At 69.0% G+C, this 11,921-nt stretch carries 9 protein-coding genes; 4 read left to right on the top strand and 5 right to left on the bottom strand.

What is annotated here, in order from left to right:
* The first annotated feature begins 62 nt into the window (after positions 1 to 62).
* From ACWEOO_RS38690 to ACWEOO_RS38675, 4 genes are all read left to right on the top strand, one after another.
* On the top strand, positions 63 to 3,188 hold the full coding sequence (locus ACWEOO_RS38690; protein ID WP_452147279.1) for a chromosome segregation ATPase: 3,126 nt from the start codon (positions 63 to 65) through the stop codon (positions 3,186 to 3,188).
* Between the two features lie 109 nt (positions 3,189 to 3,297).
* Positions 3,298 to 6,006 carry an AbfB domain-containing protein gene (locus tag ACWEOO_RS38685; protein WP_452147278.1) on the top strand — a complete coding sequence of 903 codons (2,709 nt, stop codon included), beginning with the start codon at positions 3,298 to 3,300 and terminating at the stop codon, positions 6,004 to 6,006.
* 2 nt (positions 6,007 to 6,008) lie between these two features.
* Entirely contained in the window at positions 6,009 to 7,808 is a 1,800-nt protein-coding gene (locus ACWEOO_RS38680) for a glycoside hydrolase family 76 protein (RefSeq protein ID WP_452147277.1), read from the top strand.
* Positions 7,809 to 8,095: 287 nt separating this feature from the next.
* Positions 8,096 to 8,746, top strand: a complete 651-nt coding sequence (locus tag ACWEOO_RS38675; RefSeq protein ID WP_359922206.1) for a hypothetical protein — start codon at positions 8,096 to 8,098, stop codon at positions 8,744 to 8,746.
* On the opposite strand, the gene ACWEOO_RS38670 is transcribed toward ACWEOO_RS38675, so the two are convergent.
* The 5 genes from ACWEOO_RS38670 to ACWEOO_RS38650 all read right to left on the bottom strand — a co-directional run bounded on the left by ACWEOO_RS38670 (position 8,747) and on the right by ACWEOO_RS38650 (position 11,523).
* Positions 8,747 to 9,226 (bottom strand): AAA family ATPase, encoded by a 480-nt coding sequence (locus ACWEOO_RS38670; protein WP_452147276.1) that lies wholly within the window; start codon positions 9,224 to 9,226, stop codon positions 8,747 to 8,749.
* Positions 9,227 to 9,235: 9 nt separating this feature from the next.
* Entirely contained in the window at positions 9,236 to 9,598 is a 363-nt protein-coding gene (locus ACWEOO_RS38665) for a hypothetical protein (protein ID WP_452147275.1), read from the bottom strand.
* The gene (locus ACWEOO_RS38660; protein ID WP_452147274.1) at positions 9,595 to 9,957 is read right to left on the bottom strand and encodes a hypothetical protein; all 363 of its coding nucleotides are present in this window, start codon (positions 9,955 to 9,957) and stop codon (positions 9,595 to 9,597) included. The genes ACWEOO_RS38665 and ACWEOO_RS38660 overlap by 4 nt, the downstream gene beginning before the upstream one ends.
* Before the next feature lie 102 nt (positions 9,958 to 10,059).
* A complete protein-coding gene (locus ACWEOO_RS38655; RefSeq protein WP_452147273.1) occupies positions 10,060 to 10,641 on the bottom strand; it encodes a dihydrofolate reductase family protein in 582 nt (193 codons plus the stop codon).
* A 66-nt stretch (positions 10,642 to 10,707) separates the two neighbouring features.
* The gene (locus ACWEOO_RS38650) at positions 10,708 to 11,523 is read right to left on the bottom strand and encodes a helix-turn-helix domain-containing protein (RefSeq protein ID WP_452147336.1); all 816 of its coding nucleotides are present in this window, start codon (positions 11,521 to 11,523) and stop codon (positions 10,708 to 10,710) included.
* Between the last annotated feature and the right edge of the window lie 398 nt (positions 11,524 to 11,921).

Raw genomic sequence — 11,921 nt, 5'->3', positions numbered from 1 at the left:
CTCATCATTCAACACAGCGCGGGCCGTGCCTCAGCCGCGCCCGGAGCGAAGCGAGGACGCGGATGAGCTTCGCTGCTGCTGGTGAGGACGGGCCGTTCGACATCTTGGGGTCGAAGGTGCTGCTGGGGGTCCAGGTCGTCGACCTGTCGCGCCTGTCGACGCACCCCATCCCGATGATCGGCCGCGGCCTGATCACCGTCGCCGGTCAGGGCCCGACCGACTCCAACGGCGCCGGCAAGTCGTCGTGGATCGCCGCGCTCAGCCTGCTGCACGCCGACGACCAGTGGCGCCTCACCAGCGGTGCTCCGGGCGCGGCCGAGCTGCTGTTCACCGCGGAGGCGGCCGGCCAGGAAGGCAACTGGTCGAACGTCGACCGCGGCTACATCGTCGGCGTCTTCTCCGACCCGGACCTGACCGACCTCGACGAGATCGAGGCGGCCGCCGTCACGATCTGGATCCGCATCAACCGCAAGGCGTCGTACATCGACCTGCGCTGGAAACAAGGCCTGCACATCCCCTACGGCGAGACCGAGGCGGAGCGTGCCGCCGGCGCCGACGCGCTGTGGGCCGCCCTCCCGCACTCGAACGGCCGCACCGACTTCCACGCCAACAAGCTCTCCCACGTGCTGTACGGCGGACAGGTGCGCTGCGTCTCGTTCCTGTCGACGTCGGTCCGCTCCAGCCCCACGGCGAATCTGCTCGCCGAGCCGCTCAACGAGCTCGGCCCGGCCCGTATCTTCAACGCGATCGCGACGCTCACCGGGCTCGATCACGAGCTCGAGCAGGAGCAGGCACACCGTTCCGCCGAGCACACCCAGCGCGAAGCGACCAAGCAGGCGACCGCCGACCTGCAGCGCTGGGAGCAGGAGATGGCGACTGTCGAGGCGGGCATCCTGCAGCGCGCCGCCGCCCGCGAAGCACTCGCCGCGGCGAAGGAGTCCTGGCAGGCGCGCTCGGCGCGGCACCTGATCGACGGCTCGGCGCGCAACGACGAAATCCTGCAGGAGTTGGCGGTTCTGGACGAGCGGGTCGCCGAGCAGGAGGCCCGGAAGGAAGCGGTCGACGCCGAGATCGATGCCTTTGGCAACGAGGAAGGCCTGCTCCGCGACGTCCAGCTGACCCGCCAGGAGCGGGACAAGCTCGACGCCCGCGACCGGGAGCTCGACCTGGCGCAGCGTTCGGTGCGGGAGCAGCTGGAGCGTCTCGGCCAGGAGCATCGGCGGCTGCTGGAGGCGGGTCGTTCGGCGGACGGCCGCGACCTGGCCGCGGCCGGCGAGGAGCAGGCCGAGGCCCGTGAGATCCTCGAGGAGCACATCGGCCGCGACCACGCGGCACGCGTCGCGGTCGAGCACGCGACAGCCGATCTCCGCGAAGCCGAGAGCGGTCAGACGGTGTCGGCGCCGCAGCAACAGGTCCTGGAGAACGCGGGGATCGAGTGCGGCGCGCTGACCGACATCACCGAGCTGCCGGCGTCCGACCGCGCCGAGTGGGAGCCGCGCCTGGCGCCGTACCGCGAGGCAGTCGTCATCGACGCCGCCGACGCGCAGGTCGCATCGACCGCCCTGGCCGACGCCGGGTATGCCGGATTCGTGCTGGTGCTGGCGAACCGGCCCGGGGCGAAGCCGTCCGGGAAACGCGGACCGACGTCCGCGGACAAGCGATTCGTTCTGGACGCGTTCTTCGCCGCGATCGGCGACCGCGCGACCAAGGACCACATCGACGACGTCGCCGGTGTCGTCGCCGTCGGGCAGTTCGACGAGCCGATCACCGGCCGGACCGCGCGGATCGAGGCGGCCCGGCGCCGCGTCGAGGCCGCGGTCGAGGCCCGCGCCGCAGCATCCGCGGCGCTCGAGCAGGCCCGGGCCCGGGTCGAGCAGGCAGAGCGCCGTACGGCGGCCGCCCGCGCGCTCGCCGACGCGGAAGCGGTGCAGGAGCAGATCCTCGCGCTGCGCGAGACCGTCGACCGGCACGAGACCGATCGTGACTCGCTCGCACCGCAACTGCAGGCGGCGAAGGAGTCGGCCGAGACCGCCGCCGGCCAGCAGCTCGTCCGCGACGAGCGGCTGAAGAACCTCGAGGCGACCCGCCGCGACCAGGACCGGATCCTCGACGAGTTCACCGCCCGCCGGCTCGCGCTCCGCGAGGAGCAGACCGCACTCGACCTCACCACCCGGACCACGGCGTGGGGCGGGACGCCCGCCGAAGCGGAGGAGTTCCTGCTCGGGCTGCCCGACGACGCGCAACGCCGCACGACCGCCGACTGGAACCATCAGGCCTGCACGCAGCTCGACGACGTCATCCGCCGCTGCTTCCCGAACGCCCGCTCCCGCGAGGAGATCCCCACCGAGCTGTGGGAGATCCTCAACGGCCCGGACGGCTGGACGAACGGCACGCTCGGCGACCGCGTCGGCCTGGTCCCGGCCCTGCACCGGACGCTGAGCAGCCATCTCGCCCAGCACGAGACGTTCGACAGCCTGCAGCAACAGCAGATCGCCAGCCAGCGCGCCGAGCGGAACGCCGCGCTCGAGCGCGCCCGCGAAGGCCTCGGCGAGGCCGAGAGCACGGCCCGCGCACACCGCGCGTCCCTTGCCGACGGTATCAAGGCGCGGCTCCGCCTGGTGTCGCAGGAGTTCGACCGCCTCGACCAGCAGTACGGCGGGTACGGCGCGAAGCTCGAGTTCCCCGAGCCCGATCCGCCGGCCGAGCCGGACAAGCCGTGGCGCTGGACCGTCACGCCGAAGTGGCGCCGGTCCGAGGGCGGCCCGTTCTCCGCGTTCAACGTCAAGGGCAACACCGCCCAGATGGACGAGAAGGCGGTGAAGCTGGTGTGCGCGGCCGCGCTCGCCGGGGGCTCGGACCGTCCGCTGCTGCTGATCCTCGACGAGCTCGGCCGCAACCTCGGCTCGCAGCACCGGCGCGAGGCGGTGGCACTGTTCGAGCAGATCGGCCGCGACCGGAACATCACCGTGATCGGCGCGCTCCAGGACGACATGGAGCGGTACGCGCTCGCCTCGTCCCGGCTATATGTGAAGCTCCGGCGCAGCTCGGACACCATGCCGTACAACCAGGCGCCGGTGGTGAAGGGCAACGAGGACAACGCGGCCCGGGTCGAGCTGCTCCGCGAGTGGATGACATCGTACCGCGGTTCGACGCCGACCCTCGAGCTGGCCTCGCCGACGCTCACGTAGTCCGACAATTTCCGACAGAAACAATCACCCGAGGCCTTGACCTCGGGTCGTGGGTCCGCATACTCACCAGGTGAGAGCGCTCTCTTCCTACCGCCCCAGGGAGATCCACATGCTGCCGCGACTCCGCCTGCTCACGCTGCTGCTCGGCCTCATCGCCGTGCTCCTGACACCGCTCACCGCGAGCGCGTTCGCCCCGAAGCCGCCGCCGTTGACGACACCGTGGACCAATCAGGTGTCGGTGACCGACCCGCTCCCGGAGTACCCGCGGCCGCAGCTGACGCGGACCGAGTGGCAGAGCCTCAACGGCGTCTGGCAGTTCGCACCGACCAGCGATCTGAACAATCCGCCGACCGGGACGCTGCCCGAGGAGGTGCTGGTCCCCTACCCCATCGAGTCGGCGCTGTCCGGGATCCAGCGCCACGAGAACCGGATGTACTACAAGCGCACCTTCACCGTCCCGGCGAGCTGGTCGGGACGCCATGTGCAGCTCAACTTCGGTGCGGTGATGTGGCAGTCGAAGGTCTGGGTGAACGGCACGCTGCTCGGCACCCACGAGGGCGGGTACGACGCGTTCTCGTACGACATCACGTCAGCGTTGCGGGCCGGCAGCAACGACATCGTCGTCGGCGTCTGGGCACCGGTCGACACTGAGGACATCCCGCTCGGGAAGCAACGCGTGAACCGCGGCGGCATCTGGTACACGCCGTCGTCGGGGATCTGGCAGACCGTCTGGCTGGAACCGACGCAATCCACCTGGATCACCCGGCTCGACACGATCCCGAACGTCGCGGCGGGCGGCCTGGATCTCACCGTGCAAGGCTCCTCGCCAGGACAATCCGTCCACGCCCAGGTGCTGTCTGGCGGTCAAGTCGTGGGCGAGGCCGACGGCGTCAGCGGCACGCAGTTCCGGATCGCCGTACCGAACGCGCACCTGTGGTCGCCCGATGACCCGTTCCTGTACGACCTGCGCGTGACGATGGGCAATGACTCCGTCGGCGGGTATTTCGGGATGCGCTCCGTCGGCAAGGCGATGCTCGGCGGCTTCCTGCGGCCGACGCTCAACGGCAAGTTCGTCTACGCGCTCGGCACGCTCGACCAGGGGTTCTGGCCGGACGGTCTCTACACCGCGCCGACCGACGAGGCATTGCGGTTCGACCTCGAGCAGCAGAAGGCGCTCGGCTTCACCATGGTCCGCAAGCACATCAAGGTCGAGTCGGCCCGCTGGTTCTACTGGGCGGACAAGCTCGGGCTGATGGTGTGGCAGGACATGCCGTCGCTGGTCGCGGGCCGCAACGCCTCCACGACCGGCGAGGCCCGGTACGAGTCCGAACTGCGGCGGATGGTCGACAACCACAAGCAGATCACGTCGATCGTGCAGTGGATCCCGTTCAACGAAGGCTGGGGCGAGTTCCAGGCCGGGCGGATCGCCGACCTCGTGAAGAGCCTCGACCCGAGCCGCCTGGTCAACCACAACTCCGGCTCGAACTGCTGCGACTCCGATCCGGATCCCGGCAACGGCGACATCATCGACGACCACCTGTACGTCGGTCCGGGCGTCGCGCGAGCACCGTCGACGACGCGCGTCCTGCAGCTCGGTGAGTACGGCGGGCTCGGCCTGCACGTCGCCGGGCACGAGTGGCCGAGCGGCAACAGCTTCGCGTACGAGATGCTGCCCACGAGCGACGCGCTGACCACCAGGTACGTGCAGATCACGAGCCAGCTGCCGGACCTGATCACCGGATCGGGTCTGTCCGGTTCGGTCTACACCGAGCCAACCGACGTCGAGGACGAGATCAACGGGTTCTACACCTACGACCGCCAGGTGCGGAAGATGGACTTCGCGCGCGTGCGGGCGGTCAACCAGCAGGTGCTTGCCGCCGCCAACGGCACGACGCTTCCGCTCGGCAGGCTGGTCTCGTTCCGGGTCACCACCCCGACGTACACGAACCGCTATCTGAGGCACATCGACGGCGTGGCGAACACCGAGGTGGTCGATGCCGGCAGCAACCAGACGCTCAAGCAGGACGCGACCTTCTGGGTCCGGCCCGGTCTGTCCAACAGCAGCTGCTACTCCTTCGAGTCGCGTAACTTCCCCGGCCAGTACCTGCGCCAGCGCGACCTCAGGATCTACAAGGAAGCCGATCCGGTCGCGGCCGACGCCACGTTCTGCTCGCGCCCGGGGCTGAGCGGCGGCGGTACGTCGTTGGAGTCGGCCGCCCGGCCCGGGTACTACCTTCGCCACCGCAACTCCGAGGTCTGGCTGGACACCGACACCGGCGGCTCGTACCGCGACGACGCGACCTGGAACCTCGTCCCCGCCTGGTGGCGCAGCGGCACGGATCTCGCGGTCGGCCAGGTCCGCACATTCCGGGTGACCACGGCCGGGTACACCGATCGCGTACTCCGGCATCGCGACGGGCTGGCGCGGACCGACGTGATCACCGCCGGCTCGTCGCTCACGGACCGGCAGGACGCGAGCTTCGTGATCCGCGCCGGCCTGGCCGAGAGCAGTTGCTACTCGCTCGAGTCGGTCAACTTCCCCGGCCAGTACCTCCGGCACAGCAACTACCGGCTGCAGAAGGCATCGAACGACGGGACGGACACCTTCCGCAAGGACGCCACGTTCTGTGCCCAGCCTCCACGCGCGGGCGGTGCCGGCAACGTGTCGCTGCAGTCGATCAACTACCCGACGTACTACGTCCGGCACGCAAGCGAGCTGGTCTACATCGCCACCGTCGGCGGCGCGAACGCGTGGGACGGCGGCGGCTCGTACGACGCCGACACGACGTGGGCCGACCAGCCCGGACTCGGAGGCTGACCATGCGCATCCTGCTGACCCTCGCCCTCGTGCTGACACCTGCTCTTCCGGCTGACGCGCACCAACCGCTGGCCGCGCAGGTCTGCTCGGTCTCCTGCGACACACTCGATCCGTCGAAGGCACAGGAGGAGACGTTCCCCGTACCGGAGAAGCTGATCAACGGGCGTCACGTCGTACTGCACGTGTCCGACAAGGACGCGATGGCGTGGGGCAGCATCGACGGCGGGACGACCAACGACGCCGTCTGGCTGGACCGCAGCTGGGACGGCGGCGCGACCTGGGACGGTCTGCTCGGCAAGGCCTCGATCCCGTCGGGGTGGACCGGCACGCGCACGCTCATGTACAACCTCGCCGATCCGGCCGGGCATCGGCGCGGCCTGATCCGCGCCTGCGGCGATGCGGCGGGCGTCGACTGCACCGCGTGGGTTCACACCGCGGTCTGCGCGGCGGCGTGTGACGGCAGCACCGGCCCGTCCGGCGACAACCAGCCGGTGCCGTCGACCACGCTGTCCAGCCGGCGGATCTCGGTGCATATCGACAATCGCGGGATGGCGTGGGGCGTGATCGAGAACGGCGCCGCCGGCGACGAGATCTGGCTGGATCGCTCGTGGAACGAAGGCGCGTCCTGGCCCGGCGGCTCGTCACTCGGTCGCACGAGCGTCACGTCCGGCTCGTCCACCGCAACCCGCCTCTACGCCACTGCCGATCCACTCTCGAAGCTGTACGGCGGCGCGGTCCGCGCGTGCGGCCGAGCCGTCGAAGGCCAGAACGGCAGCTGTACGGCGTGGGCGCGGCCGGCGACCGATCGGCCCGGCGCGGCGGCCGACGCGTTGATGTACTCGTACCAGCCGCACACGGCGTGGTGGCTGTCGAGCTGGTGGAACTCCGCGGTGGCTTTCACCACGCTGATGGATTACCAGCAGCGCACCCGTCGTACCGATCTGCGCTGGATCGTGAACGAGGTGTTCGAGAAGAACAAGGGCGTGTTTCCGGCGGGCGAGAAGAGCGGCGACGCCTTGGAGGGGAACTTCATCAGTCGCGCGATCGACGACACCGAGTGGTGGGGTATCGCGTGGATCGAGGCGTACGACCTGACCGGCGACCGTCGATATCTGGACATGGCTGTCACCATCGCCAACTACGTCGAAGGCTATTGGGACACGGGGACGTGCGGCGGCGGAGTCTGGTGGGACCGCGAGCGCACCTACAAGAACGCGGTGACGAACGGCCTGTACATCCGGCTGACCGCGGCACTGCACAACCGGCTGGCCGGCGACACCGTGTGGTTGCAGCGGGCCACCACCGCGTGGAACTGGTTCGTCGGCAGCGGGATGATCAACTCGTCGAACCTTGTCAACGACGGCATCACCGGTGCGTGCACGAACAACGGCCAGACCGTGTGGACGTACAACCAGGGCCTGGCGATCGGCGGCGCGCTCGAGCTGTGGCAGGCGACCGGCGACAGTTCCCTCCTCGCGACAGCCCGTCGGCTCGGGGACGCGGCCATGTCCTCGCTCAGCCCGGGCGGCATTCTCACGGAAAGCTGCGACCCCGGCGGCACCTGCGACGACAACCAGAAACAGTTCAAGGGCATCTTCATGCGGTACCTGATGGACCTGGCGGACTCGACCGGCGACGCGTCGTACCGGACCTATGCCCAGCGGCAGGCCGACTCCATCTGGCAGCACGACCGGGACTCGCTGAACCGTCTCGGTCAACGCTGGACGGGCGGCGGAGCGCGTGATTGGCGCACACAGGCGAGCGCTCTCGGGGCGCTGGTGGCGGCGACTCCGGCGGGCTGAGCTTGACACTTGTCCAGATTTCGCTGTGAGGCTACCAAAATCGGACCCCGGTGCTGCCCCTGCACCAAGGAGTGCAGCAGACTGTTCCGGTGACTGTTCCGGAGAGGCGCCGCGTCTGCTCACACCGAGTAGGCGGAGCTCTGGTCAAGCGGTCGTATGGCGGCGTACCGTCACCTGCATCCGGCATTGTGTCACCGCCCGGCACTGTGTCACCGTTCGGCACCGCGTCAGCATCCGGTACGGCGTCGCCTGCGCCGGGTCGGCCGCCTCACGATCGGAGGGCGTGAATGGCATCGTGGCTGCTGCGCGCCCAATGGCCGCATCGTGACGAGTCCGTCGAGCACCGCGCGCTCCGCGTCGGCCGCACCCTGACCGCGGTGGCCGTGGCGTTCCCCGACGTCCACAACTGGACGCAGGACGAGCGCTGGGGATACCACGTCCTCGAGGCCGACGGTTCGACGCCGTTGCAGGAGATGGTCGAGGCCACGACGAAGGTCCTCGCGAACGGCACGAGCACGACGCGCTTGCATCTGCAGAGCACCGGCGAGCTGCCGTGGCTGTTCGACCTGTCGATGGGCGGCACAATGACGACCGTCTCGGATCAGCTCACGCTGCACTGGAGCGACGAGGACGCGCTGCAGCAGTCGGAGCGTTTCGCCCAGGTGCTGCGCGCGGTCGTCACGATCTGGGAGCCGCAGTGGGCGAGCATCGCCGACACCGAGCTCGCCGCGGCCGCCGGGGTGTTCCGGCGCGGCATCCCGATGATGGGCTGGCTCACGTACGTGCGAGGCATGGTGGCCGGCGCGCCGGGCATCGACATCACGCTCACGCCGTACGAGCGCGGCACCCTGCTGCAGGCGCCCGTCTCCCCCGACGACCTGACGCCTGTACACATCTGCGCCGCGGCAGCACTCGTCGGCATCGCCCCCGAGGAATAGCTACTCCGTCAAAACGACGTGAAGGTCCCAGTTTGCGAGCTCGTCGGCTGTCGGCGGCTCGTATCTGGCGCTCCACTCCGTGAGTTCCTCCCGGCTGATCGCGAACGTCCCGGCCTGCAGATCCGCGTTGCGCCGCTCGATACGCTCCCACAGCACCTCGAACGGCAGATCGAGGACGATGATCTCCGCGCTCGCGCCGAGATCCTGAGCCCGGGTCCGGAACAGGTCCCGCTCCTCCCTCGACCAGCAGCCGTAGTCGAGGATCACGTTCACCTCGAGCTCCAGCGCCCTTGCCGCGACGCCCCAGAACAGCTCGGACTCCAGCATCCAGCGCCGCCCTTCGAACTCGTTCGTGTGGAAGAGGGCGTCCATCCACTCGTCCGGCGTCAACCGCAGAGCCTTCCGCTCCTCCTCGAGCCGTCGCGCCAACGACGTCTTACCGGCGCCCGGCAATCCCACGATCAACACCATCCCAGCCATCTGCAGAGCCTATTCGGCCGCAGTGGGACTGCCCGCGCCGCGATGTCTCAACGTCACCAGATCGTGCCGTGCTGCGGGCAACGTCGACTCCTCCAGGCCCTCGACCGTGAAGCCGGCGTCCGCGATCAGCTGCAGGTCGTCGGCACCGGGCTGTCCCTCACTCGTGAGGTAGTCACCCAGGAAGATCGAGTTCGCCACATGCAACGCCAGCACCTGCATCCCGCGCAGATGAATCTCCCGCCCACCCGCCAGCCGGACCTCGACGTCGGGGAAGCAGAACCGGAACAGCGCCAGGATCCGCAGGCACCGCTCCGGCGTCAGCTCCCAGCGCCCCTCCAGCGGCGTCCCCGCGAAAGGGATCAGGAAGTTCACCGGCACCGAGTCCGGATCCAGCTGGCGGAGCGCGAACGCCAGATCGACGATCTCCTCGTCCGTCTCGTACAGATCTCGCCGTACCGCTCCTCGCTCGTGTTCTGGTTGTGGCTGTACGCGTAGGCGTCGGCGTCGCGCAGCCGCTCGGCCTGCCCCTCCTTCAGCAGCCCGAGGCACACGCAGACCTCTACCTGCGGATGCTCGGCCTTGATCGCACCGATCGTGCTCTCAACCCGCCGGATGTCCCGGTCGCCCGGACCACGGCCACTCGCCACCAGACAGACCCGCTTCGCCCCGGCGCCGACCGCCTTCCCGGCGAGCTCCGCGGCCTTGGCCGACTCGATCCACGAGTACTTCATGATCTCGGCGGTCGACCCGAGCCGCTGCGAACAGCACGTGCAGTGCCTTAACCCTCCAAGGACCCCGCGGGCGATCTTGGCCTTTCGAGCCGGCGTGGCCGGTCAGCGGCGTACGGGATAGCGCAGGTGAAGCACCCGGCTGCCCTGAATCATCGCCTCAGGATCCTCCAACAGGTGCTGCCCCTCGACCGACCCGAAGTAGCGCTTGCCGGACCCGAACACCACGGGTACGACGTCCATGCGCACCTCGTCGACCAGACCCGCGGCAAGCGCCTGGCCACCGACATCACCGGCGGCGACCTCGACGATGCGGTCACCCGCAAGCTCCTGAGCCTTGGCCACGGCCGCCTCGACGCCGTCGACAAAGTGGAACGGCGCCTCGGGGTCCCAGCCCTCGGGCGCCGGCCGGTGCGTCACGACCACCACATGGTCGATCCCGCTCGGAGGCTTCCCGTCCCAGCCGTCCGTTATGTCGAACACGTGGCGACCGGCGACTGTCACCCCGATCTGGTCCCAGTACGGCCGGACGTAGTCGTAGGACGCCTGCGACACCTTCACGACACCGCTGTCGTCCAACGGCACGTCGCCGCTGAGCAACCAGTCGAACAGCGGTCCGGGCTGGTCGTTCTCGTCGGCTATGAAGCCGTCGACCGATACCGAGGCATACATGACCACCTTGCCCATCGGGCTCTCCTCCGCTGTGGGGTGCCCCCAAACTAGCGTCTCGCGAGCCCCCGCTCTTGTAAGAAATCAATCGGCCGGAAGCGGCCAGCCCTCCAGCGCGTGGCCGGGATTTTCACGCAGGAACTGCCGCCGGACCTCGATGTACCGGGTCGGCGTGAGCCCGGTGAATGCCTGAAACTCGTGACCGAAGTGGGCCTGGTCGAAGTAGCCAGCGCCGGCCGCGAGATCGCTCCAGTCGATCGGTTCGGCAGGGTTGATCGTCAGCACCGCGGCCGCGAAGCGGTGGGTGCGGGCCAGCCGCTTCGGCGTGACTCCGATGACTTCTTTGAACCGCTGCGCCAGATGAGTATTACTGACACCAACTGCCTCACTCAGACCGCCAACAGCCCCCGCCCCGCCGGTCGCCGCGATCACGTTGCTCGTATGGCGAACCAGCCCCAGGCCGGCAGTCTCGCAAAGCCGCCGCATCAGCTCGTCTTCGAGCACCGTCAACATCTCGTCCGGTCGCCCCGCCGCGACCAGCCGGTCTCGCAGCTCAGCAACCGCGGACCGCCCCCAAACCTGCTCCACCGTCACTGGCCGATCACACAGCTCGGCCGCAGGCATCGCCAGAAACGGCGCCAGCCCCCAAGGCTTGAAATGCACCCCGACAGACCGCGTGTGCGGCGGGTACCCGAAGTCCCACGCTCGGGTAGGCACGGTAACCACGCACCCATCGGCGTACTCGCCCATCGCGCCATCGCCCCCACCGCGGATCTGAAACGCCGCCCCAAGATTGACAACAAGCAGCCCCACCGGCGCCGCCGGCAACCGAGCGTACGGCGCCGCCCCCTCCAGGTAGTAGAGGTCGTCAATCACCCCATCCAACGGTGACCGCGGCACCCTGGACACATACTCCACCCCCGCAGCATCCCAGACCCCCACCACCGCCGAGCCCACCACACCTCACGACCACCCGATGACCGCGCCCCCGCACCACCCGGGAAACAACTCGCGCCAGCGGATGTGTGTGAGCGGCCGGTTCGCCGGCGTGCGGAGCTGTGAGGTCGTGCGGGGCAGCCTGATGCCGCGTGGTCATGCCCCGCGGGCGACGTGCCGGCGCGGCCACGTGTCTGCACGGCCAACTCTCTGCACGGCCTTCTGTTTGCACAGCCGACTGACTGCAAAAGGTCGTCTGTCTGTGCAAAATGTTAAGGGCCACCCCGGTGTGGGGTGGCCCTTAACAGTGTGAATGTCCGGCGGCGTCCTACTCTCCCACGACCTCCCGGTCGCAGTACCAT

The organism is Kribbella sp. NPDC004138, from assembly GCF_053603655.1.
Note: the sequence above shows the minus strand (reverse complement) of the source record. Positions and strands in the feature narration are given on the sequence as shown.